The 24,233-nt window shown below is 50.6% G+C and carries 25 protein-coding genes; 11 read left to right on the forward strand and 14 right to left on the reverse strand.

Annotated elements, in window-relative coordinates; genetic code table 11:
* Positions 1-74: 74 nt before the first annotated feature.
* The 5 genes from LU633_RS22365 to dnaB-PI are packed head-to-tail and all read right to left on the reverse strand — an operon-like array spanning position 75 to position 4,764.
* The gene (locus LU633_RS22365) at positions 75-323 is read right to left on the reverse strand and encodes a ParE family toxin-like protein (protein WP_016190691.1); all 249 of its coding nucleotides are present in this window, start codon (positions 321-323) and stop codon (positions 75-77) included.
* Positions 320-922, reverse strand: a complete 603-nt coding sequence (locus LU633_RS22370; protein ID WP_016190690.1) for a DUF2857 domain-containing protein — start codon at positions 920-922, stop codon at positions 320-322. Before LU633_RS22370 ends, LU633_RS22365 begins: the two co-directional genes overlap by 4 nt.
* The gene (locus LU633_RS22375; protein WP_016190689.1) at positions 919-1,728 is read right to left on the reverse strand and encodes a DNA adenine methylase; all 810 of its coding nucleotides are present in this window, start codon (positions 1,726-1,728) and stop codon (positions 919-921) included. The genes LU633_RS22370 and LU633_RS22375 overlap by 4 nt, the downstream gene beginning before the upstream one ends.
* Positions 1,712-3,397, reverse strand: a complete 1,686-nt coding sequence (locus LU633_RS22380) for a ParB family protein (protein WP_016190688.1) — start codon at positions 3,395-3,397, stop codon at positions 1,712-1,714. Before LU633_RS22380 ends, LU633_RS22375 begins: the two co-directional genes overlap by 17 nt.
* Positions 3,394-4,764 (reverse strand): SPI-7-type island replicative DNA helicase, encoded by a 1,371-nt coding sequence (gene dnaB-PI, locus LU633_RS22385; protein ID WP_016190687.1) that lies wholly within the window; start codon positions 4,762-4,764, stop codon positions 3,394-3,396. Before dnaB-PI ends, LU633_RS22380 begins: the two co-directional genes overlap by 4 nt.
* Before the next feature lie 211 nt (positions 4,765-4,975).
* On the opposite strand from dnaB-PI, the gene LU633_RS22390 reads away from it, so the two are divergent.
* Entirely contained in the window at positions 4,976-5,377 is a 402-nt protein-coding gene (locus tag LU633_RS22390; RefSeq protein WP_052734713.1) for a hypothetical protein, read from the forward strand.
* A 173-nt stretch (positions 5,378-5,550) separates the two neighbouring features.
* Here LU633_RS22390 and LU633_RS22395 read toward each other — a convergent pair whose 3' ends face one another.
* The 5 genes from LU633_RS22395 to bolA form a co-directional block, all read right to left on the reverse strand.
* On the reverse strand, positions 5,551-5,931 hold the full coding sequence (locus tag LU633_RS22395) for a hypothetical protein (protein WP_016190685.1): 381 nt from the start codon (positions 5,929-5,931) through the stop codon (positions 5,551-5,553).
* Positions 5,928-6,800 (reverse strand): ParA family protein, encoded by an 873-nt coding sequence (locus tag LU633_RS22400; RefSeq protein ID WP_016190684.1) that lies wholly within the window; start codon positions 6,798-6,800, stop codon positions 5,928-5,930. Before LU633_RS22400 ends, LU633_RS22395 begins: the two co-directional genes overlap by 4 nt.
* 304 nt (positions 6,801-7,104) lie before the next feature.
* Positions 7,105-8,118, reverse strand: a complete 1,014-nt coding sequence (locus LU633_RS22405; RefSeq protein ID WP_016190683.1) for a tyrosine-type recombinase/integrase — start codon at positions 8,116-8,118, stop codon at positions 7,105-7,107.
* Between the two features lie 230 nt (positions 8,119-8,348).
* On the reverse strand, positions 8,349-9,671 hold the full coding sequence (locus tag LU633_RS22410) for an IS4 family transposase (protein WP_046371900.1): 1,323 nt from the start codon (positions 9,669-9,671) through the stop codon (positions 8,349-8,351).
* A gap of 115 nt (positions 9,672-9,786) precedes the next feature.
* Positions 9,787-10,101, reverse strand: a complete 315-nt coding sequence (gene bolA / locus LU633_RS22415) for a transcriptional regulator BolA (RefSeq protein ID WP_016190682.1) — start codon at positions 10,099-10,101, stop codon at positions 9,787-9,789.
* Positions 10,102-10,268: 167 nt separating this feature from the next.
* Between bolA and LU633_RS22420 the strand changes: the two genes are divergently transcribed.
* The 8 genes from LU633_RS22420 (at position 10,269) to LU633_RS22455 (ending at position 19,605) form a co-directional block, all read left to right on the forward strand.
* Positions 10,269-10,847, forward strand: a complete 579-nt coding sequence (locus LU633_RS22420) for a lipoprotein (RefSeq protein ID WP_016190681.1) — start codon at positions 10,269-10,271, stop codon at positions 10,845-10,847.
* Between the two features lie 134 nt (positions 10,848-10,981).
* Positions 10,982-12,448, forward strand: coding sequence for a muropeptide MFS transporter AmpG (gene ampG / locus LU633_RS22425; protein WP_016190680.1), 1,467 nt, complete (start codon positions 10,982-10,984; stop codon positions 12,446-12,448).
* 798 nt (positions 12,449-13,246) lie between these two features.
* Positions 13,247-14,173 carry a cytochrome o ubiquinol oxidase subunit II gene (cyoA, locus tag LU633_RS22430; protein WP_016190679.1) on the forward strand — a complete coding sequence of 309 codons (927 nt, stop codon included), beginning with the start codon at positions 13,247-13,249 and terminating at the stop codon, positions 14,171-14,173.
* 4 nt (positions 14,174-14,177) lie between these two features.
* Entirely contained in the window at positions 14,178-16,169 is a 1,992-nt protein-coding gene (cyoB, locus tag LU633_RS22435; protein ID WP_016190678.1) for a cytochrome o ubiquinol oxidase subunit I, read from the forward strand.
* Positions 16,159-16,773, forward strand: coding sequence for a cytochrome o ubiquinol oxidase subunit III (locus tag LU633_RS22440; protein ID WP_016190677.1), 615 nt, complete (start codon positions 16,159-16,161; stop codon positions 16,771-16,773). Before cyoB ends, LU633_RS22440 begins: the two co-directional genes overlap by 11 nt.
* The gene (locus LU633_RS22445) at positions 16,773-17,102 is read left to right on the forward strand and encodes a cytochrome o ubiquinol oxidase subunit IV (RefSeq protein WP_016190676.1); all 330 of its coding nucleotides are present in this window, start codon (positions 16,773-16,775) and stop codon (positions 17,100-17,102) included. The genes LU633_RS22440 and LU633_RS22445 overlap by 1 nt, the downstream gene beginning before the upstream one ends.
* Positions 17,103-17,116: 14 nt before the next feature.
* Positions 17,117-18,004, forward strand: coding sequence for a heme o synthase (gene cyoE, locus LU633_RS22450; protein ID WP_016190675.1), 888 nt, complete (start codon positions 17,117-17,119; stop codon positions 18,002-18,004).
* A 239-nt stretch (positions 18,005-18,243) separates the two neighbouring features.
* Positions 18,244-19,605 carry an MFS transporter gene (locus tag LU633_RS22455; RefSeq protein WP_016190674.1) on the forward strand — a complete coding sequence of 454 codons (1,362 nt, stop codon included), beginning with the start codon at positions 18,244-18,246 and terminating at the stop codon, positions 19,603-19,605.
* 189 nt (positions 19,606-19,794) lie between these two features.
* On the opposite strand, the gene LU633_RS22460 is transcribed toward LU633_RS22455, so the two are convergent.
* Positions 19,795-20,394: a LysR substrate-binding domain-containing protein gene (locus LU633_RS22460; RefSeq protein WP_016190673.1), complete on the reverse strand. Its 600-nt coding sequence runs from the start codon at positions 20,392-20,394 to the stop codon at positions 19,795-19,797.
* Between the two features lie 115 nt (positions 20,395-20,509).
* Here LU633_RS22460 and LU633_RS22465 point away from each other — a divergent pair, with 115 nt between their 5' ends.
* Entirely contained in the window at positions 20,510-21,100 is a 591-nt protein-coding gene (locus LU633_RS22465; RefSeq protein ID WP_233481370.1) for a flavin reductase family protein, read from the forward strand.
* 38 nt (positions 21,101-21,138) lie between these two features.
* Here the strand turns inward: LU633_RS22465 and LU633_RS22470 are convergent, their stop codons facing one another.
* Genes LU633_RS22470 through LU633_RS22480 form a run of 3 tightly spaced genes read right to left on the reverse strand, consistent with a single transcriptional unit; the run spans position 21,139 to position 23,055 of the window.
* Positions 21,139-21,618 carry a DUF1543 domain-containing protein gene (locus LU633_RS22470; RefSeq protein WP_016190671.1) on the reverse strand — a complete coding sequence of 160 codons (480 nt, stop codon included), beginning with the start codon at positions 21,616-21,618 and terminating at the stop codon, positions 21,139-21,141.
* 13 nt (positions 21,619-21,631) lie between these two features.
* The gene (locus LU633_RS22475) at positions 21,632-22,273 is read right to left on the reverse strand and encodes a LysE family translocator (protein ID WP_016190670.1); all 642 of its coding nucleotides are present in this window, start codon (positions 22,271-22,273) and stop codon (positions 21,632-21,634) included.
* Positions 22,270-23,055: a YqcI/YcgG family protein gene (locus LU633_RS22480; protein WP_016190669.1), complete on the reverse strand. Its 786-nt coding sequence runs from the start codon at positions 23,053-23,055 to the stop codon at positions 22,270-22,272. The genes LU633_RS22475 and LU633_RS22480 overlap by 4 nt, the downstream gene beginning before the upstream one ends.
* Positions 23,056-23,169: 114 nt before the next feature.
* Here LU633_RS22480 and LU633_RS22485 point away from each other — a divergent pair, with 114 nt between their 5' ends.
* The gene (locus LU633_RS22485) at positions 23,170-24,075 is read left to right on the forward strand and encodes a LysR substrate-binding domain-containing protein (RefSeq protein WP_016190668.1); all 906 of its coding nucleotides are present in this window, start codon (positions 23,170-23,172) and stop codon (positions 24,073-24,075) included.
* Positions 24,076-24,233: the final 158 nt, after the last annotated feature.

The following is a 24,233-nucleotide window of genomic DNA, read 5'->3' on the forward strand; positions in this document are numbered from 1 at the left end:
TGGCTCTCGTCAGGCCATTCTGTTCTGTCAGTATGCTTATGCCTGCATCCGCGTACAGATGCAGGATAAACACACTATTTGCGGATCGCTGAGTTGTAACGCCCGTGGCTCAGTAGTAACCAGGTTCTACCATCATTACGACTAAGCAAACGCCAGAACGGACCAATATTGATCTTAACGTATCCACAGCCCCGACCCTCAAGCCGGGTATAATTACGATCGCCATGATGAAACTGACTGACCAGCCGTAAGGCTTTACGGCAACATTGCAATGGCGCTCCGGGAGAGGCCCACAGACCGGGGCCCACGTTTTTTATCCTCATGCACGCTTCCTCTCTGAGGGTTTCTGGGACTGACTCACAGCGCGACGAGGTGTGGTTCTGTGCCATCCTTTCACCGCATGCCAGACTGAGGTAAGGGGGATATTCAGTTGCTCTGCGGCCAGCATCATGACATCAAGCCCGTCCGGGCTTTCTACCTCTTCAACACCTGATTTCTGCCACAGCCGCCAGATTTCCGCATTGTCTTCATCCCCGAGCGTATTGCCACGTCCGGATCGGGCTTCAATACCGGCGATCCTGCGGCGGGCCGCCACATCCGTACTGGAAAGCCCGAAAAATGTCTGCATCAGCTCTATCGAACTGCCCAGCGCCAGCGCCCGGTCGATGCGTTGCATGCGCTTTTGCTCCATTCTGGCCCGCTGCAGCATGCTGACCAGATTGCTGTGATCGATGCTGACGCTGACCACAGAAACTTCGCTGTTCGCGAGATAGTGCAGCTCTTCAAGGGAGAGTCCCTGCAGCATCTGCATCTCTTCACGCTTGATCCCCAGCGACTCGCAGCGACGGAGATAGCCACTTTTCAGATCCATCACCAGCTGCATCAGCAACCCGTTGGCGGCCTGAGACAAGTTGTTATTCATGCCGCTTTCCTCCGAAAATTCATCCATATACATTCGACTCGTTCAGTTCTGCGTCGGGATGTGGTTGCAATAACAGGTTCCCGTATGACTTCCCAGCCCATGTTTTGTAAGGGAGCGTATAAAGGTGATTCATATCCAGATAAAAGCACCTTGCCGGACAAAGTAGGCAATATCCTCACCAGCTCCTGATGCTCTTTATCATCAAAATCATGTAGATAACTCCCTCTGACACGGGTATGGAGCACATAAGGGGGGTCCATATAAAAAAGGGTGTCTGGCCCGTCATATCTAATAAGCGCATCACGCCAATCCAAATTCTCCACTTGAACAGTGCGTAATCTGCTGACAATTTCTGGAAGACGTTCCACACCGGCAAGATAACGTCTTACAGCTGAGCTGATGCCTGAAGCCGTACTCCCTTTGCTATAACTCCAATTACCACCAATACCACCGTGGGACTGACGACAGCTCACAACAAACCGGCGGGCATTTTCTACGGGATCTGAAGAGAGAACTGAACTACGACAATCTTGAAACTCCTGACGGCTATATGGCGTTAATTCAAGCTGCTGCTGTAACTTAACCGATAACGTTTCATTTCTGAGGACTCTGAACAGATTAACTAAGCGCTCATCGCGATCATTCCAGACCTCTACCGGAGAAGGCTCCTTACCCAACAAAACGGAGCCACTGCCACCAAATACATCAACAAAGACCTGATGCTGCGGGAATAGCGGAAGTAACCAGTGTAGATGTCGAGATTTGCTTCCGAACCATGTAACCGGTGCCTTAACATATTTCATCATTCCCCTCTCCAGTAAAAGTTACTCCGCGCTGTAATTCCCGTAATCGACGCATGACACGCATCAGTCTCAGCAGTTTTATGGCATTTTCATCATCAAGAACCGGCACATCCTGCTGTGCAGAACCGCCGATCAGCACAACATCCATCCCGGTTGCCGGACACTGCGCCGGACAACACCCGGCAAGGGACAAAAGGAAGGCGGCCGGCGCACTGCAGTTATCACCTGCGGCACAATAGCCGGGCGACAAACTGCTGGCGCGATCAGGCAGAATTTCATCTTCACATCCCAGTTTTTCACCCAGTTCCCACGCCATGATGAAAGCTATATTCTGCAGATGTTCGATATCGTCCTGATAAGCCGGAACAGACCAGATCGCATCTCCGGCAATGTGACAGGCCCGATGCAGGGCCTCCCCATCATCCTCCAGCCCCGGCGCCAGCATGGAGATCAGCGTTTCATCACTGTCGGTTTCATCATTGTCCGGAGAAAGCCCCGTACCCATGTCGTCACCCGAAATAACAGGAGAACCGCCATACATATCAGGCTGTATCTCTGTACGAGGGAACAGTGCAGGCGCTTCCTTATTGCTCTCTGGCGGTAGCCGTGAATTTGCATCCTGTTGCGGCCGCTCCTCCATAACCGCTGGCGTTGCAGGCTCCAGCTCAGACGATACTGCCGGCAGAGAAAAATCAGGTCCGGGTGAAGCCTCCTGAACGCTGTCGGTGGACAGCGGTGGTACCACCTCCTGAGGACGGGTAGCCTCTTCCTGTTCGCCAAAGTGATAGCGCCGGTTACGCTCGCCGGGATCCAGTTCCATCACCCAGCGGTCATAATTCAGCTCCGGATGCGGTAGCGCCAGCAGCAGATCACCAATAAACTCATCTCGGAACATTTCCGGCGACCACAGTTCAGGGGAGTTGAATTTGCGACAACATTCACCAAACACATCGGTGAAGCATTTATCGCTTCGTTCAGACAGGAGGCAAAACTGATCCCAGACTTTCTCAGCATCCTGCCGTATCGCCAGAAGAGAGGTAATCTGGTGCCGTCCTAATCCGGACTCCAGCAAATCCGGCATCCAGGGAAAAAGATACTTCAGGGCATCTTCCATCCGGCTGATTGTTGAATTATGGACAGGCAGGCCTTCACGGGTGAGTAACGTGGATAACTCGCGCAAAGAAACTGACTTTCCCAGTTGCTCTTCATAAATAGTCCGCGCTTTATGGATCCCCCGGGCCTTTTCAATAAAGGACAGATCGCCACGGACCTCATTCTCAGCAAGATGACCAATCACGCACTGGAGCCGCCCGGGCCAGGGTTTCACGAGCACATGGATGCGGAAAAACCGCTCTTCCCCCGTTTCCTGCCACAGCTCTGTCAGTATCTGATAACGGGTGTTACCACCGTCACTGAAAATGTATTTATTCGGGTCACCATCCGGATCGCGGGTGACTTTCGGCACCGTATCCAGCCCGCGGGCCTTAATTGACGCCTTTATCTCGTCATAGCGTGGATTACGCGATGTTCGGGGGTTATCCGGGTTTGGCGCCAGTTGCTCAATCGTCAGAACCATTGGCATTTCAACCACTGGTGTACTCTCAACGCTCCCCGAGGCCCTGCGGCCCGGCTGGAGCATGGAGACCCCAGTATTCGTGCGGTTACGGCTCATGCCCGACCTCCTTTCCTGTGATACCCGAGGTCATATCCCCCTTCCTGATATTCGGAAAAAAGCGTATAGCGGCCGTCAAACTGCACTTTCACCGTTCCGGTTGGCCCCTGCCGCTGCTTACCGATAATGACTTCCGCCACACCCGGCGTCATGGTGCCCGGGTTATACACCTCATCCCGATAGATAAACATAATGAGGTCGGCATCCTGTTCGAGCGCCCCCGAATCACGCAGATCGCCGTTATTGGGCCGTTTATCCGCCCTCTGCTCCACCTGACGATTGAGCTGAGAAAGCGCCAGTACAGGACACCCGAACTCCTTGCCCATCGCCTTCAGGGAACGCGATATCTCGGCAATCTCCTGAGTCCGGTTTTCCTGCTCAGGAGAGCGGATCAGTTGCAGGTAGTCGACCATAATGAGGGAGGGATTGCCGTACTTACGGACATAGCGGCGGGTACGGGCGCGTAAGGTTGCCGGTGTCTGATAGCTTGTATCATCAATGATCAGACGATTATTCCACTGAATAATCTCCTTCATGGCCTGTGAAAGACGGGCCCATTCTTCATCACCCAGTGATGCACTACGAAGCCTGCTGAGTTCAACCCGCCCTTCCATAGACATCAGGCGCATGGAGAGCTGTTCTTCCGGCATTTCCATGCTGTAGACGAAAACGTAATCATCCGGTTTTCCCCGTACAGCAGCGGCACATGTAGCCAGCGCCAGAGCGGTTTTCCCCATCGATGGCCGTGCGGCCAGCAAAACCAGATCGCCCGGCTGCAGGCCGCAGGTCATCTCGTCCAGTTGGCTGAAACCGGTTGGCGTACCGGTCAGACCGTCCAGCGCCATCATAGCTTCAAGCCGGCTGACCAGCGTATCCATGGCATCGTTTATGGTGGTTTCAGTACCTGCCTGCAGCATGCCCTGCTCAGCAATGCAGAACAGCTGGTTCTCAGCTACCTCCAGAACGTCAGAAGAGCGCGCATTCAACGCCTGCACGTCAGCAACCAACATGTTGCCGACACTCTGCAGTTTGCGTAGCCGGCTTTTTTCCGCCACCACCCCTGCATATGCCAGAATATTGGCGGCCGATGGCGTGTTCTTACTCAACTCAGCCAGATAAGCAAAGCCGCCAACCCGCTCCAGCAAACCAGCATTCTCCATCCGGTCAGAGAGCGTAATCAGATCCAGCGGCAGGCTTTCACCGACCAGCTCGGCCATTGCCCGGTAAATGGCGCGGTGCCAGCCCACAAAGAAATCATCCGGTGCCAGCAATAAAACCACTTCATCCCAGCGGTCGTTATCCAGCATTAACCCACCCAGAACGGCCTGCTCTGCTTCTGGTGAATGGGGTATATGAATATCAGCCATAACACACCTCCTGATGAAAGCGTTGCCAGAAAACCGCTGAAATAGCTGAATAAACGAGCAGGCCGTAAAGAAAGGTAAAGGGTGCCAGGCACACAGTTGCCAGGGTTATTATCCCTGACACTGACAGCACAATTTCTGACCTCATAGTTTGGCGACTCTGGTCAGAAGGCGCTGGCAGTACATTTATATTCATTACGAATAAGGAAAAAATATGAATACCAATAGCAAACTGCTGCCTGGCGAATTTTTGGGCATGAGTGAAAGTGAATTTGACAATATCAGCCAGCGTTTCTGGCATGAGGCTGAACAGGAAAAAGCTGAAGACCGGCAACTGAAATTCCGGCTGATGTGGCTGGGTGAATGGCTGCAGCGTACCCATAACTGGAGTATCCAGCACCACAGATGCACGCCCATGCAGGCCCTGCATTATGCCATTATCCGGCGCCACCGCTGGTTGCCAGCCGATGTCGAAAAACTGACGCTCCGGGAAATGTCCGTTGCGCTGACGGAGGAATGGTCTGCATATCTTCCAGCCGGCAATATATGGCTCAGGGAGTGCGTTGAAAAAAAACTGGACTGGCTTGATTCGCCATACCGGTTTGCCAGTGTGTAACCGACAACATACAGGGGCCGCGGTTAAGCCGTGTGCCTCATCATGCATCACGATGACATTATTGGGTCTGCCATCCACACTATGTTGCCACTGGCAACACGCCTCCTCTGGCCCATCGACATAAGGTTGCCATTCCGGAAGCTGCGCCAGAATGGCATCGATAGTCATTTTGCTCATGCCGGCACCTCCTGCAGCGCACACTCCAGCACTTTCCTTAGGTGTGGTGACGCGATAAGAATCAAAGGCTCCGTATCATAAATTGCCCTTCCTCCCCCCCAGCCACATTCAAGCAACGGCATACCTGGCGGTACTTGCCCCCCCAAGGCCATATCGCGTAATTCTTTCTCATCACAGAGATTATGAAATTCGATGTGTGCCGGCTTATCATCCCACTGACTTGCTTTACTTATTCCCCATTCCTCAGCCAGCCGCTCGTAAATCCGCTCTTTCGCTGTTTCCCGATCGGGTGCATCGACGAAAACAAAAACCTCCTCCTGGAATTTACGTGTGTTAATTGCATAAGCGACAGCCCGCCAGATTAGATACCGGTTCATACGCGAACCTCCCGGGAAAGGACGTCATCAAAGAACGCTTTCCACTCCGGAAACAACTCGCAGGCAAGGCTGTGAATGGTATCTGCCGCCGCAGGTCCCTTACGCCGGGTTTTATATTCAAGCCGGTGAACCGGCTGCGACTTAACATGGCCCAGTTTGAAGATATCCAGTTGCTCGATACAGGTATCGAGCAGACTGAACATATTTCGCTCTCCCAACACGCTGCTGTCATACAGCTTCTCGCTGATAATTTTTGAGAGACTGTCCATCGCCTCCCGGTCAAGAAGCGTATTTTCGAAACAGTTCACGAGAATAGAGATGTCGGGCAGGTGTATACCGTAATTTTCGTAGGTTTTGAGGCGGGAAAACATATGCAGGGAACCGCGAATAAACTCGCGAACGTCGGGAAGTATGGGTTTCACAACCCCCATGACGCGGCCGGTTGACGCAAGTATGGAAAGCTCAGTCATCACCCCGGTGGCACCTTTGGAGTCGATAATTATTGCCCCGTAGCGGGCAAAGGCAGGATGCTGAAGAATATTCCTTAAACGGATACGACCGTCTGCCGCGTGTAGCATCGCTGTCGGCAGAAGTTCGTCCGGATCGTTTGAATAAATAAGGTCCAGATTATCAATTGAGGTCTGAGAAATAGCCTGAACAGGGTCGGGGATCGTCTGCATGAGAAGCTCATACAGTCCGAACGGCGCTTCTTTATTAAGAGCAAAAATACTGCTGGCCGTCGGCTGGGTCCAGTCTGCATCAATAAGAAGTGTCTTCACACCAGCATCGGCAAGAAAACCAGCGAGGTAAGCAGCGAAAGTCGATTTACCTTCACCGCCTTTTGGGGAAATAACGGGTAAAATTTTCATAGTTTGTACGTTCACTCATATAACGTACAAACGCTCTTTTACATCCGATTAACACCTGCGAAGGGATTGAAAATCCCCGTGTCCTTGGTTCGATTCCGAGTCCGGGCACCATGCATCAAAGCACGTTGGTTAAGGGATGAGATCCTTAACGGGCGGTTAATACGGAACCGGTAGATAGATGTCAAAGTGGTTTTCTAGGTATTTACACTCTGGCGTTGATATTAGGTTCCTCTAGAAAGGATGCCTGTGTGTCACCACAGGCGTCCTTCTCTAGATAACTGGCGATTTTTACAGCTTGTTAAAGTTATGTCAAGGCGTGTCTGGCCTCTTCTTCACGTGTAGGGGTCAAATCCATATACAATGACAGTTCGTCTTCTAACGCCTGCCCCGTGATCTTCAAATCCAATTCCACGTATTCTAGGGTTGTGCTGACACTTCGATGCCCCAGCAACCCTTTTACCATTGCGAGGTTTCGATCCGGTGATTTCATCATTTCAGTCGCCAGAGTATGTCTGAACCGATGGTGACTTACCTTAAAACCACACTCTTTCGTTAGTCGGGTAAAGAACGAGCGAACAGGTTGTATCGCAGGTTCTGGACCAACCTCACCAAATGGGTTCAGGAAACGTTTCACATCAAAAAGGTAATCTTCCGGTTCGGCTCCTTGCGCGATGGCGCGATCAACAAGTATTCGCATACGGTCACTCAGGAAGTTGACTATCGGCACCAACCATTCCCTGTGTGTTTTGCTTCCCTTTTTACACAATAAAATAGAATTAGCTTTAAGATCGACGTCTTTTAAACGCACGTGTAACAGCTGATTCTGTCGCATACCAGTTGAACGCAACACATCAAACACCGTACGCCAATACCATACGGGATAGAGCGCGCAAGGCCTGCATTGTCCCAGCCAGTGATTTTCGCGCTCTTCAAATTGCCCCAGCACCAAATTTACCCTAACCAACTGATCTCGGCTGAGGATCTTTTTCCTTTTGCTTCCCGGTGGTACTTGCGTTTCGTTAAGCGGATTTTCCTTGAGAGTGAGCCACTTTTTCTTTATCCCCTGGTTGTAGATCGCACGTAAATGGCGAACTTTATTATTCCACGTACTTGTTGTTAGTCCCCTTCCCAGCATGTCCCGACGCCACAAAATCAACTCTCGGTTCGTGACTTCATCAGGTAACATGTCATTCCCAATAAATTTCCTGAAAACTGCAACCACTCGGCGATAACTCATTTCAGTTTCAGGACGTAACGCCTTCGAGAAAAAATACTCTTCGAGCAAAGTTTCCCAGTCCATAACACGCGTTTTTTGCATGATCTCTCCCTAGCTTAAATAGAAGCCTTGCGAACATAAGTTAGTCGAAAGACACAATTAATCCCTGTCAAGGGATCACCAGTACCGGACTGTCGTCAGGTAAGTTTGTCCCCCGATAGAGCAGACTTGCCTTAACGAGGTAGCCTTTGGTTCGTTTAAACGCCCCCTTACGCTCTGATGTTTCATGCAGGTGAGCAAAATAAAATCGTTTACCCTTGACCTAATGCTGGTCACTTAAGGTGACCAGCAACCTTTTTATCCGGATATTTCCTGCTCTTTACCCTCAACTCTCTCGGGTAACTTCGCTCTCTTCTACCCGGTAACACAAGCCATTTCGCCTGTTCATACAGGGTTCTCAGTTCTCCCGGCATTTTTCCCGGCGAAGCCCAGGGCAGGGTTATCAGCATCCGGATTATTTCGCTTATCGCTCCACTGAAGCTCAGCTGGTAAGGCAGGTAATCTCCTTTCAGATGGAACGCCATCTGCACCATCTGATATCGCACCAGGTTATAAGCCAGCAGTACCCCCCATAGCTCCTGTCTCACCAGCTCCGGCAGGCGACTGCGTAATGTCCACCGGCTGTCCAGCATACCCTGCTTTGCTTCCCGGTAGCCCAGTTCTGTTTCCCAGCGGTGGCGATATAGCTCGCTGATATCTTTACCCGGATAGCGATTCGGGTCTGTCAGTGACGTCAGCACCTGCCTCTCTTTACCGTCTACCCTGCGGGTCAGCAGTCTTGCCACCATTTCTTCCGGGACCCCTGGCCATTGCTTCCTGGCTCGTGGACTGGTTTTCAGGCATATCAGTTCATCTCCACGCCCCAAACGGCGAACCACCTGATACTGTACGTGTTTTTTCAACGGCAACAACCAGTGACGGTGTTCTCCTGCTGTCTGCCAGTGATGAAGCAGACCCATCGAATAAAATCCCTTATCGAACAGGGTGATACTGTTATTCGGGGTTTTCTCCGTCAGGTGTTCAGCCAGCCGCATTTCACTGACTTTTTCACTGTCGAATGCACTGGCGGCGATCAGATGGCTGCTCAGCTCCATCAGACAAACCATTCGCACCTGAGGATAGCCGCCTTCGCCGTACTGGCTGCTGTGTTTACTGAAGACGGCTCTGTTTTCCGGCGTATCGGCGGTACGCCAGACCACGCCGTCGACAGCAAACAGATTCAGACCGTGCCATTTTGGATGTGCAGCCTGCTGATTCCAGTGCTGCTGTGTGATATCAAAAAGCTCCCGCACTGCATTTTCACCCAGAGTCTTACGGCGCTGAATGACAGCGCTGCGTGCGGTAAAAGGAGCTCCGGTCCGGTCAGTAATATCCATCAGATTGACGATTTCGGTCATCGGACGATCGCAAAAAATGGACATCCCAACGACAAGCCAAATCATGGATTCGAGGGAAAGTTTACGTTTACGCAAAGTAACGGTATCGGTCAGGGTGAGCGCCTGCTGAATAAGCTCGGGAGGAATAAGGTCGGCGAGACTACGGGCGCGCTCAGGAGTGGCGGCATTGATGATGCCGAGGGCCTGGGAAAGTTCCATTTAAAAAGGGTTCCATGATGAACATAGAACCCTTTTTACCGCATAAACCGGATCGGTCAACCGATCCTTAAATGATCGGCATTAGCCCACGGGTCGCCGATATTAAATTCCTGATTCAGGCCAACGTGCTGGCACCACGACAATTTGGTGAAGCAGGTACCGTATCCTGTAGTGCTTCCCACTCTTTCAACGTGTAAGTATGCAATGCAAGCGCATGCACACTGCCAGCCAGCTCATCGGTCAGCACGCCGTAGATGGCACGATGTCGCATCAGGAAACGTTGATTGCTGAAACTGTCGCTAACGATGACCACTTTAAAATGGCTTTCTGCACCCGCAGGAACGTTGTGACGATAACTCTCATCCTGAACATCCAGATGCACGGGAGCGAACGCTGTTCTTAACTTTGCTTCTATTTGTTCGCGGACCATATCTTTACTCCTCATGACCGAGAATGAATCCCATAAGCCCTGCGCCCTTTATTAAGATGCAAGGCAATGAATTTACTTCCTGTCAGGCTTCAACTTGTGAAAAGCGATGTTATGATGACCGCCTAACTGTCCCGACCATACCTTTTATAGTCTCCGAGAAAATAAGCATGTTAAAAAAAATCATTTTGCCTTTGCTGGCGCTGTTTGTTCTCGCCGGTTGTGCAAGCAATAACAACACCCTGAGTATCTCACCTAAAATCCAGCTTCCTCAACAGGACCCAAGTATTGGAGGCGTGACTGTCAGCATTAACGGGGCCGATCAACGTAGCGACCAGGCATTGGCAAAAGTCAACCGTGACGGCCAGTTAGCCACCCTGACCGCCACACGCGATCTGCGTTTTCTGCTTCAGGAAGTGCTGGAAAAGCAAATGGGTGCACGTGGCTACATGATCGGGCCCAACGGGCCAGTTGACCTGCAAATCATCGTGAACAACCTGTATGCCGATGTCACGCAGGGTAATGTGCGATACAGTATCACCACTAAAGCAGATATTTCTATTGTTGCCACTGCTAAAAATGGCAATAAGCAGGTTAAAAATTATCGGCAAACTTATAGCGTAGAAGGCGCATTTAACGCTACCAACGATAAAATCACCAATGCCGTCAATTCAACGCTGAGTGACGTTATTTCCGATATGGCACAGGATACCAGCGTCAGCCAGTTTATCAGGCAAAACGCCCGCTGATAAAATAGCAGGTTTCCGGGGAACACCTGTTCCCCAGAAACAACACAAAAATTGCCCACTCTAACGTTTCTAGTGAAGCTACCGCATGGCGCACCTGCCTTGTATTTGGCAAACTCCCTCACTCTGAGGTTTTTATGACCAGTAACTACCTGCACATCTTCACTCAGCGTAACGCAGCGTTGCTGCTGTTGCTGGGCTTTTCCTCCGGTTTACCTCTGGCATTGAGCGCGGGGACGTTGCAAGCCTGGATGGCTGTGGAAAATGTTGATATTAAAACTATCGGCTTTTTCTCACTCGTTGGTCAGGCTTACGTGTTCAAGTTTCTTTGGTCTCCGCTGATGGATCGCTACACGCCGCCATTTTTAGGTCGACGTCGCGGCTGGCTATTGATCACACAGATTTTGCTGGTGGCAGGCATTGCGCTAATGGGCTTTATGCAGCCCTCGCGTGATTTGACACTGCTGGCAGCCCTGGCCGTACTGATCGCCTTTTGCTCCGCATCACAAGATATCGTATTCGATGCATGGAAAACTGATGTGCTGCCTGCCGAAGCGCGCGGTAGCGGAGCAGCAATTAGCGTGCTGGGTTATCGGCTGGCCATGCTGGTTTCCGGGGGGCTTGCCCTGTGGTTTGCTGATCGCTATGTCGGCTGGAACGCCATCTGGTGGGTGATGGCCCTGATGATGATACCGGGCATCATTGCTACGCTTGTGGCGAACGAACCTGAAAGTGCCGACCAGCCACCAGCAACCCTGGAAGACGCAGTAATTGCCCCGCTGCGTGACTTTTTTAACCGTAATAATGCCTGGCTGATCCTTTCCTTAATTGTTCTTTATAAGCTGGGTGACGCTTTCGCACTCAGCCTGAGCACACTCTTTCTGATACGGGGCGTAGGGTTTGATGCCGGACAGGTTGGCCTTGTTAACAAATCACTGGGCCTGACCGCAACCTTGCTGGGTGCGCTGTTAGGAGGCATGTTGATGCAACGACTGAGCCTTTATCGTGCGCTGATGTTGTTTGGTATCCTCCAGGCTGTCTCAAATCTTGCCTACTGGGGGCTTTCAGTTACGGATAAGCATCTTTACAGCATGGCAGCAGCAGTATTTGTTGAAAACCTGTGCGGTGGGATGGGCACGGCAGCGTTCGTTGCGCTGCTTATGACGTTGTGCAATAAATCCTTTTCCGCCACTCAGTTTGCTTTACTCTCCGCTTTTTCAGCCGTTGGACGCGTCTATGTCGGCCCTCTTGCTGGAGAGCTTGTTGAGGCATGGGGATGGTCAACCTTTTATATTTTTTCTGTCGTTGCCGCACTGCCCGGACTGATCCTCCTTGCCGGATGTAAAAACACGCTTGAGCAAACGCAATCAGGTGAAGGGTTCGCCGTGCGTACCCACTTTACCTTGGGCTATCGTTGGGCATTACGCGCGTTAAAAACTGGTGCCGCATTGATTGCAATGGGGTTTATCTTTATGGCGCTGCGTGCATCCGGTCTGCTGGACATCGCTTTGCCAGTCGGTTTGTTATGGCAAGGTGGCATGGCTCTGGTAACGGCGGGTATTGTCTGCGGAAGCCTGCTGGATTATCTGGCGCTGCATAAATAAATTGTTACTGCACAAGCTGTTGAGCTGACGATCGCTAATTACCAGACTTAGCGTGATCGTCAACTTCATCCCGTACCTGATAATGAAAAATCTGTTGGTCGGAACCCTGAACCGATAAGCGCACGCTGTCGGTTCAGGGTTCCTGACCAACACATGCTGTTTGAAATATATGCGTTTTCTCCATTGTTACTGTTAAATTTTAACAGGTAGTACTCCCACCATTCACTTTTGAACGGCAGCGTCTTTCCCTGGCAACAGGTCAGTATCCCGATAAATCGGGACGGAAAAACGGCTGCATCCGGTTTATCTGTTTAAACGCGGTGCCCTGTCAGTGCAGCAGTTGCAGAACCGAGTATTTGAACCAAATTATTCACGACCAGTAAGTAAACCATCTTTAATGCTACGATTTTTCCGTTGAGTGCCATCGCTTGTGTTATTTTTTAAAAGTTTTTATATTTTAACTGCGCCTCATGAAAATTTAAAAAAATGGTGAGTGATTATTTCCGTTTAATTAGCATTACTCAAACGATGTTAATATGTTAAATATTTGAGATCTAATTTCGCTGTTTATAGCAACCTTGTTTTCTCAAGGGGCTTTGAAATCATTTTTTGTTATATTCACGCCAACCCCCGTTACCATTAATGATTTTTCACCTCTGGCAACATCTGTGACAGGACATGTAAAAGGCATATACACAGCGCTGACACAAGCTGCTGCTGGTTTACAGTAATGAAACCTTCCCGTAAAATGCAGCCACACTTAAACGACAATAGAGCCCTTGTCATTGAGGTCGTTAAATGAGACTCATGAAATACAATAAAAGTTTGGGGATTTTGTCATCGATCGCAGGCACCTTAATGTTAAGTGGCTGTGATAATGCATTGTTAAATCCCAAGGGACAGGTTGCACTGGAGCAACGTTCGCTGATACTGACAGCCTTTGGCTTGATGCTGATCGTTGTAATTCCGGCAGTCTTAATGGCATTGGTATTCGCTTGGAAATATCGGGCATCGAATACCAATGCCAAGTACAGCCCGAACTGGTCCCACTCTAACAAGGTGGAAGCCGTAGTCTGGACCGTGCCAATCCTGATTATCCTCTTCCTTGGCGTCCTGACATGGAAATCAACCCATTCTCTCGAACCAAGTAAACCGCTGGTATCCAACGTTAAACCCATTGAAATCGATGTGGTGGCGCTGGACTGGAAGTGGCTGTTTATTTACCCGGAACAGGGTATTGCTACGGTTAATCAGATCGCGTTCCCGGCTAACACACCTGTGAATTTCAAGATTACCTCCAATACCGTGATGAACTCTTTCTTCATTCCAACCTTGGGTAGCCAAATTTACGCCATGGCAGGTATGCAGACTAAACTTCATCTTATCGCTAACGAAGCTGGCACTTTCGACGGTATTTCCGCTAACTTCAGCGGACGTGGTTTTTCTGGCATGAAGTTTAAAGCAATTGCCACACCTGACCAGGCTTCTTTCGATCAGTGGGTAGCAAAAGCCAAAACCTCTTCCGGTCAGATGATGACGATGGATGACTTTGAGAAACTGGCTACGCCAAGCGAAAACAATCCGGTTGAGTTTTTCTCCACGGCAAATCCTGAACTGTTCAAGAAAGTGATTGGCAAATTCAAGATGAGCCACGGGAAAATGGACATGTCCGGACATGAAGGCATGGACATGAGCGAAGTCTCACACGCGGGAGCCGAGGAATAATACGATGTTGGGAAAATTAACCCTTGATGCAGTTCCGTACCATGAGCCAATTATCGTGGTAACGGTTGCCGCCATCATTCTTGGTGGTCTGGCTGTTACTGGAGCAATTACTTACTTTGGTAAGTGGCAATACCTGTGGTCAGAATGGCTAACGTCTGTCGATCACAAAAAACTCGGGATCATGTATATCATTATGGCTTTCGTCATGCTGCTGCGCGGCTTTGCCGACGCGGTGATGATGCGTAGCCAGCAGGTACTGGCTTCGGCGGGCGATGCCGGATTCCTGCCGCCACATCACTACGACCAGATCTTTACCGCTCACGGGGTAATCATGATCTTCTTCGTAGCGATGCCATTTGTTGTTGGTCTGATGAACATTGCGGTTCCTCTGCAAATTGGCGCACGCGACGTTGCCTTTCCCTTCCTGAACAACCTGAGCTTCTGGTTCACGGCGGTCGGTGTGGTGCTGGTCAACCTGTCGCTGGGCGTGGGCGAATTTGCTCAGACTGGCTGGCTGGCCTACCCTCCTCTCTCTGGTGCGGAATACAGTCCTGGGGTGGGGGTGGATTACTGGATATGGAGTCTTCAGCTTTCAGGGATCGGGACGACACTTACCGGAATTAACTTCTTCGTTACTATCCTGAAAATGCGAGCTCCAGGCATGGCCATGTTCAAGATGCCCGTGTTCACCTGGGCGTCACTCTGCACTAACGTCCTAATCATTGCTGCTTTCCCGGTGCTGACCGTTACTCTGGCACTGCTAACCCTTGACCGGTATCTGGGCTTCCATTTCTTTACCAATGAAATGGGCGGCAACATGATGATGTACGTTAACCTGATCTGGGTTTGGGGCCATCCAGAAGTCTATATTCTGGTCCTGCCGGTCTTCGGTGTGTTCTCCGAAGTGGTTGCGACCTTTTCGAAAAAACGCCTGTTTGGCTACACCTCTCTGGTGTGGGCAACGGTTGTTATTACCATCCTGTCCTTCATTGTATGGCTGCACCACTTCTTTACTATGGGCGCAGGAGCCAATGTTAATGCCTTCTTCGGTATCATGACGATGATTATCGCCATTCCGACCGGTGTTAAAATCTTTAACTGGCTGTTCACCATGTATCAGGGCCGTATCCAGATGCACTCTGCCATGCTGTGGACCGTGGGCTTCCTGGTGACCTTCTCCGTGGGTGGCATGACCGGTGTGCTGCTGGCCGTCCCCGGCGCAGACTTCGTTCTGCACAATAGTCTGTTCCTAATTGCCCACTTCCATAACGTGATCATCGGTGGCGTGGTGTTTGGCTGCTTTGCAGGGGTAACCTACTGGTTCCCGAAAGCGTTTGGCTTTTGCCTGAATGAAAAATGGGGCATCCGCGCTTTCTGGTTCTGGATTATCGGCTTCTTTGTTGCCTTTATGCCGCTGTATGCTCTTGGCTTCATGGGCATGACCCGTCGTTTAAGTCAGAACATTGACCCGCAGTTCCATCCATTGCTGGTGGTTGCAGCTGGTGGTGCAGCACTGATTGCCTGTGGCGTTCTCTGCCAGGTTATTCAGTTCTGGGTTTCCATCCGCGACCGCGAACAACTGCGCGATGTGACAGGCGATCCATGGGGTGGCCGTACGCTGGAGTGGGCAACCTCCTCTCCACCGCCGTTCTATAACTTTGCTGAAGTCCCTGTCGTTCACGAGCGTGATGCATTCTGGGAAATGAAAGAAAAAGGCGAAGCTTACAAGCGCCCTGCTCAGTATGCGGAGATTCATATGCCGAAGAACAGTGGTGCAGGTGTGATTATCGCAGCGTTCAGCCTGGTGTTTGGCTTTGCAGCTATCTGGCATATCTGGTGGCTGTTCGGTCTGTCCTTTGTTGGCATGATCGTCTCCTGGGTAATCAAAAGCTTTGATCAGGATGTGGATTACTACGTTCCCGTTGCCGAAATCGAAAAAATCGAGAATCAGCACTTTGACGAAATTAGCAAAGCAGGTCTGAAAAATGTCAACTGAAACTCTGACTAAGCACCACGACGCCCATGCGGAGCATGGGCATCACGATGCGCGAGCCAACAAGGTTTTTGGCTTCTGGATCTACCTGATGAGCGACTGCATCATCTTCGCCACCCTGTTTGCAACCTATGGCGTAATGGTTAACAACACGGCGGGTGGCCCGGCAGGTAAAGATATTTTTGAACTGCCATTTGTTCTGGTGGAAACAGCATTACTCCTGCTCAGTTCTATTACCTACGGTTTCGCCGTAATTAACATGAACAAAGGCAGCAAAGGTGCCGTTATTGGCTGGCTGGCGTTGACATTTTTGTTCGGTCTGGGCTTTATCGGGATGGAGATTTACGAATTCCATCACCTGATTCTGGAAGGCTTTGGCCCACAGCGCAGTGGCTTCCTGTCGGCATTCTTTACGCTGGTAGGTACACACGGTCTGCACGTAACGTCGGGTTTGATCTGGATGGCCGTTCTGATGTATCAGATCGCTCGTCACGGTCTGTCTGATACTAACCGCACGCGTGTGTTGTGTCTGAGCATGTTCTGGCACTTCCTCGATGTGGTTTGGATCTGCGTATTCACCATTGTTTATCTGATGGGAGCCATGTAATGAGTCATTCTGTTAACCAACATGGTGCGTCACACGGCAGCGTGAAGTCTTATATGATCGGCTTTATTCTGTCGATCATTCTCACCGCAATCCCTTTCTGGATGGTCATGGATGGCACGGCTTCGAAAGCGACCATCCTTGGTGTTGTGCTGGTTTGCGCAGTGGTCCAGGTGCTGGTCCACCTGGTCTACTTCCTGCACCTGAACACCTCTTCTGAAGAGAGATGGAACCTTGTAGCAATTGTCTTTGCTGCAATAATCATCTTGATAGTTGTTGTTGGCTCGCTATGGATCATGTGGAACCTCAACTACAACATGATGGCCAACTAACTGAGCTACCTGTGATGATAAAGCAATACCTGCAAGTAACTAAACCAGGCATTATTTTCGGAAATCTTATTTCTGTCATTGGGGGATTTTTGCTGGCTTCGAAAGGCAGCATTAACTATTCCCTGTTTCTCACCACCTTAGTCGGTGTCTCCTTGGTGGTCGCATCGGGTTGTGTCTATAACAACTTTATCGACCGTGATATCGACAAAAAAATGGAGAGGACCAGGAATCGAGTGATGGTAAAAGGCCTCATCTCTCCCACCGCCTCTCTGGTTTACGCCACCGTTCTGGGTATTGCTGGCTTTGCGTTGCTGTATCTCGGTGCCAACCCGCTGGCCATGTGGCTGGCGGTGATGGGTTTTGTTGTTTATGTCGGGATTTACAGCCTGTACATGAAACGCAAATCGGTTTACGGCACGTTGATTGGCAGCCTTTCTGGCGCTGCACCTCCGGTGATCGGTTATTGTGCGGTGTCAGGTCAGTTTGATGCCGGTGCGTTAATTCTGCTGGCTATCTTCAGCCTGTGGCAGATGCCGCATTCCTATGCCATTGCGATTTTTCGTTTTAAGGATTATCAGGCAGCCAATATTCCGGTTTTGCCAGTGGTGAAGGGTATTTCCGTGGCGAAAAATCATATTACGCTCTACATACTGGCGTTTATGATTGCGACCCTGATGCTGACGCTGGTGGGCTACGCGGGCTACAAATATCTGATGGTTGCTGCTGCGGTCAGCGTCTGGTGGCTGGGAATGGCGCTTTCAGGATATAAGACGCAAAATGATCGCGTCTGGGCCAGAAAGCTGTTTGTCTTCTCTATCATTGCCATTACCGCACTGAGCGTCATGATGTCGGTGGACTTTATGACCCCGGCTTCAAAGGATCTGCTGACTTACGTTTGGTAGCTCAGAACTTCTCTTCAGGGTGCACCACCCACAAAAGTTGATGCAGTATCAATGTGCAGATAGCGAGTCAATACTAAAAAAATTACTCAGGTAAGTTCTTTGGCTACTCCAGCGCAGATACGGTGTCATATAAACAGGGTGGCGCGCCTTTTCTTTTTGTTACGACTGTTTTTTAAGAAATATTTTACCCACCCTGCCCACCTCCTTAAACTATGCGCACCAGATAATCTGAGGTTGTAATGAACGATAATAAAATGACACCGGTCGAGCTGCGCGCGACCTGGGGTTTGGGAACGGTATTCTCCCTGCGCATGCTGGGTATGTTTATGGTGCTGCCCGTGCTAACAACGTATGGCATGGCCTTACAGGGGGCGAGTGAGGCACTGATTGGGCTTGCCATTGGTATCTACGGTCTGGCACAGGCGGTGTTTCAAATTCCATTTGGACTGCTCTCCGACAGAATTGGTCGTAAATCATTGATCGTAGGTGGATTGCTGATATTTGTCCTCGGCAGCATTATCGCCGCCTGTACCACATCAATCTGGGGAGTTATTCTCGGACGCGCCCTGCAAGGCTCAGGGGCGATCGCTGCAGCGGTCATGGCACTGATTTCGGATCTGACCCGTGAACAAAACCGCACGAAAGCGATGGCGTTTATCGGCATCAGCTTCGGCATCACCTTTGCGCTGGCGATGGTGCTTGGCCCAATTATCACTCACGCGTTTGGCCTGCACGCACTGTTCTGGATGATAGCGGTGCTGGCAGCAAGCGGCATTGTGATTACGCTGCTGGTGGTGCCTTCCACGCCGAATCATCTTCTCAATCGCGAGTCGGGCATGGTGAAAGGCAGCATTAAAGACATACTGGCCAACAGTCGGCTGGTCAAACTGAATATTGGCATCCTGTGCCTGCACGTTTTGTTAATGTCCAGTTTTGTTGCCTTGCCTGGTGAATTCCAGCGGGCCGGTTTTCCGGCAGAGCAGCACTGGAAAGTCTATCTGGTCACCATGCTGATTGCCTTTTGCAGCGTCATTCCCTTTATTATCTATGCCGAAGTAAAACGTCAGATGAAGCGGGTTTTTGTCTGCTGTGTAGCACTGATGCTGATTGCGGAAGTGGTGTTGTGGGGCGCAGGCACACACTTCTGGACTCTGGTGCTGGGCACCCAGCTGTTTTTTATCGGCTTTAATCTGATGGAGGCCATTTTGCCTTCGCTGGTCAGCAAAGAATCACCTGCGGGTTATAAAGGTACCGCGATGGGCCTGTACTCAACCAGCCAGTTTATTGGTGTGGCAATTGGTGGCAGTCTTGGTGGCTGGGTGTTTGGTCACTTTGATGCGCAAACCGTCTTTCTGGCTGGGGCGTTCATCGCCGCTGCCTGGCTGTTGCTCAGTGTTAACATGCAGGAACCGCCTTACATCAGTAGTCTTCGTATCGTTATTAAAAACGATATCGATAAAGATAAGCTGGAGAGAAAGCTAAAATCTCAGCCGGGCGTTGCCGCCGTATTTATCGTGCCGGAAGAAAAAAGCGCCTATATTAAAATCGACAGCAAAGTTACCAGCCGTCATGAACTGGAAGCACTGGTTGCCAGTAACTGATTGCTGCGACGCCACGGGCATCCGTGGCGTTTTACTGTGCAGCCGATTAAAACATGGCAGCGCGTGTTAGCTGCGGCACTTAACCTGGCGATCAAGAGTTTCAATTATCTCGCACAGTCGCTGTATAACATGCAGGGCAGCGCGTGTTAGCTGGCGCGACGGTGCCGTACATAATGCGAGGGTGAGCGGTCATAGCAGGTTATTTTTCAGCGGCACAAAGCTCAGTTGCCTGTTAGCCACCTCCGCCATCACATCCAACCAGCTTAGTATGCAGATACCCGAACCCTGAATCACCATATTACGTATCAGACTGATATCGTTACAGGAAATAAAATTTTCCGGAAATTGCCCCGATCGTTGGTAGAGTGAAATAACACACTCATGAACCACCAGCGACGCCTGAGGAATGATATGCCGCCCCAGATTGAGCTGACCGAATGAAAGGCTCTGCTGTGTGCTGAGAGGATGACCCGCAGGCAAAACCACGCCCATATCCAGTTCGGCGAACGCCGGCACTTCCAGCCCACTCACCGCCCCCGGATCAAGTATTAACCCGAAATCAACTTCTGAATCGCGGATCATCCTGCAAATCGTTGAACTGTTTTCAACAGCCAGTTTCAGCGTTAACCATTCATTTTCACAGGCCACCGTGGCAAGCTCTTCAGCCACCTTACCTTCCGTCAGTGCCTGAACCAGCCACGCACTGACCTGGCGGCGCTTCAACCACTGAATATTGTCAAACCGCTGCCGGGTTACGCTGAATTCCCGCTGCCAGCGGACCAAATTCATAATAAAGCAGCTCCCCTGCGGTTGTCATACGCATGCCTTCCGGTAATCATTCGAATAGCGCAACGGCAAAGTTATCCTGTTAGCAGCGGGAATTGGCATCACGCCTTTGTATACCATGGCGGAATCGATGGAAGCGGGAGGTGTTCCGTTCGTTCTGAATTATTACGTGAAACAGCATAAGGATGCGACTTTTGTTGAGCCGCTCACCAGGGAACGACAACACGGCATTTGCTCCATCTGGTCCAGCGGACAGAGACAAAGTCCGCGTACGCATGTTCCGGTAGAGCTGGCAGAACCGTCTGCGCAGATCCATCTCTATCTATGCGGGCCGGAAGGATTTATGAAACAAATGACGGAGATGGCCATCCGCTTTGGCTGGCTGGCGGAAAATATTCACACTGAAGCCTTTAAGCCAGCGGAACTTACTGAAAGAGTTGAGGATAATAACAGTTTTACCGTTACTCTGGCGTCAACAGCCCAGCAGTGGCAGGTTCCTGCGAAAAAATCGATTGCCCGTGTGCTGACCGAAAATAGCGTGGACGTCCCGCTTTCCTGTGAAATGGGAATGTGCGGCGCATGCCTGACAGGCGTGAAGGAAGGAAAGGTGGATCATCGCGATACCGTTCAGTCGGATTGCGAAAAAATGCAGAACAGCAACAAATCGCGCTTTGCTGTTCCCGCAGTCTGTCAGCAAATTGGTGATTGACCTCTGATATATCACGTACCAATAGGCTGATAACCCTGCTATTCTGGTGTAAAAGGCGTACCCGCTTCACAAGGCGTCAGGTGAATGTAAAGAGCACCCACTTTGTCCAGAAGCAGGCAATCATCCACCTCCTGAAGATTGTCTTTATGTTGTTGCAACGAACCCTTAAGCAGGCTGGCCAGAGCACGCACTTTAGCTTCCTTAACATTCTTTGCCACAAAAAAATCAAAGGCATGTAATTCTGCGAGACTGGATGGGTGGTAGCCGCCCACATTAACAAACCAGAGTCGCGTGGCTTTATCGTCCGGTGGCACAGGGCTGAGGCTGACGCTATAGCCATCCGCCCAGGTCAGCCGGGCGTAGCCGTCGATATGCACTTTATCGGCATCACCAAACCAGGCTTCACGCAGCGCGGGCCAGGCATCCTGCGGTTTCGCAGCGACAACAAACTGAATGTCATGAACTTCAATATTCGATTTTCCGGCATTGCCACCCAGGTAAAAAATATACAAATGCATGTTCGTTTCCCGTTTATACGCTTCCGTTTGCAACAAGGTCAGCTATTTCAAACACATTGTATATTACCCCACATATCGCGACACCCAGCAAAAACAGGGAAGAAGTCAGCTCAATGGTTTTACCGTGGCGGGATGGCATCCAGCGCTTAACCGTCAGAATATAAAGGGAGAGGATAGCAAAATCGAAAAAAATCCAGACCACACAAAGTGTCATTATGCTGGTGCTGAAGTCACGCGTGATCGCGATAAACTGAGGAAAAAACGAGACAAAAAACAGAATATCTTTGGGATTGGCAATACCTGTCATAAAACCTTTCAGGACCCCCCCGCGATGGCTCGCGGTGGATTTCACCGTGGTTTGCTGAAGTTCAGGCTGGAGCAGCAAGCTCTGGAAAGCGGCATAACCAATGTAGAGCGATCCTGCAACACCCGTCAGGTAAATCCAGACTGGGGGCAGTGACACAACCCCTTTCAACGTCAGCGTGGCTAACGCAATTAGCACCAGTGATGCGCCATTGGTGCCAACTGCAGTGGCAAACGCGCTGCGATATCCGTAACGCGCAGCCGTACCGGTAATCAGTGCCACCACAGGCCCTGGCGTCAGTAATAACATCATAACCGAAAGAATATATGCTCCCAGAAGCGTCAGATTCATGGTGTTCTTTTTTCCTTACGTATGTGGAGTGGGCAGCCAGAAAAACTGGCCGAACCGGGTTCATGCAACTGATACTGTTTCCACTCAAGGTTGTTTGCATCGCCATAAAAACCCAGTTCGGCGGGGACATAGCCCTGATTGTAATCACGGACTTGCGCACGAATTTTTTCGCGGATCTTAATGCCTTTCGGGTCGCGATGGCTGGCAAGAATGTCGAAATGGGGACGGGGGTTGACCACAAAAACAACCCGCTTACCCAGATTACGGCTGCGTAAGCGAATATGGCCCGGGCAACTGATATTGATAAACAGCTCGACACCACCGAAGCAAAACGACCACGCACTGTCTTCGGGTGAATTGGGAATGTGCGCCGGCCAGGGCACTGCATCATGGTCATGCAGCATCTGCAGCTGCTGCCATGCAAAACGATGAGCCTGATCCAGAGAAGAAAACTCACTCTGCTCAAAAATCACAATCAACGGGCTGTAAAGTCGTTCTTCTTCCGGCAAGTTCCGCGTGCGCCAGACAAACAAATCCATTATGGCCAGCATCTCACTGGTGGTCTGCTGCTGGCTGATAAAACCAAACAGCAGCGATTCCGATTTCCATGCATGACGGGCAAAAAGGCAGGGAAAATGACGACCTTCCAGCCTGTCGGCAATATCACTAAAACCATCAAGCTTCCAGCCGTGATGCAGGGTACCGTTTGTTACATCCCTGCGCAGCATCATTAAATCGGACTGTCTGAGTATTGCCCCATTGTTGAATAGCCTGTCGCCCATCTTGTTTCTCTTTCAAAGCCTGATTGTCAGTCGAAATTATTCATTTCTGTACAGGTATTGAAAAACGGATTAAACTCGCGCTTAATGTGATAAAAAATCAAAATAAGAAAAATAATGTCACTTCCACCACTCTATGCACTACGTGCTTTTGAAGCAGCAGCCCGGCTTGGTTCATTCAGCAAAGCGGGAGATTTACTCAACGTTACACCGGGCGCAATCAGCCGGCATATTCGTACGCTCGAAGCCTGGTTTGACTGTGAACTTTTCCGGCGAAACGGTCCACGTATTGTAGTAACCGATGCCGGGCGCGTGCTGGCCGATCATCTTACCGAAGGTTTTTTTTGCATAGAGCGCGCTTGCCTGGCCTTCCGAAGTAACAGCCACAATTTGCGTCTCAAAGCCCCTTCAACGCTGACTATGCGTTGGCTGCTTGATGTGCTTAACGCATTTCGCGAAAGTCACCCCACGCCGCGTATTGAAATTACCAGCGTCTGGATGGATACCGATGTGGTGGATTTCAGTTTTGAACCTTACGACTGCGCCATTTTGTTGGGGAACGGCAACTTCGGTGAGGCAACGGCCAGCAGCCTGCTGTTTGATGAATGGCTCATCCCGGTTTGCGCACCGCGTTTAAAAACAGCCGCACAGACCAATCTGGCGGAATGCGAGCTTATTCATCCCTCACCTGACCGTCGTGACTGGCGAAGATGGCTGAAAAAAACTGCCAGCAATCCGGGACTCGATCTTTCCGGCGGCAAGGTTTTCGACACACTGGAGCAGGGAAACCTGGCGGCTATCAGCGGCCACGGTATTTCTGTCGGAGATCTCCTGCTCAGTCTGGAAGCTATCAATAGCGGCCTGCTTTCGCTGCCCTTTGAAGAGGCAGTCGCGACGGGCGATGGGTATTATCTGGTCTGGCCCGCCAACTCACCCCGTATCAAAAACATTGAGCTTCTTTACGACTGGCTAAAAAAATCCGCGCCCACCCTGCCGCAAAAAAACCTTGTTTACCGCCGCTAAATATTACCCAGGCCGCGTCATTCCCCGGACAGTTTTCGTTTACCGCACCCTGCCATGATTTTCTACAAGCCAATGTATAGCATTGGCTAATTGGCTTTCTTTCATCATTTTTGACGTAAATCATCGCGCTAACCGGATACTTTAGGGAATGATAACGA

The organism is Erwinia tracheiphila (assembly GCF_021365465.1).
GTDB classification, from domain to species: Bacteria; Pseudomonadota; Gammaproteobacteria; order Enterobacterales; family Enterobacteriaceae; genus Erwinia; species Erwinia tracheiphila.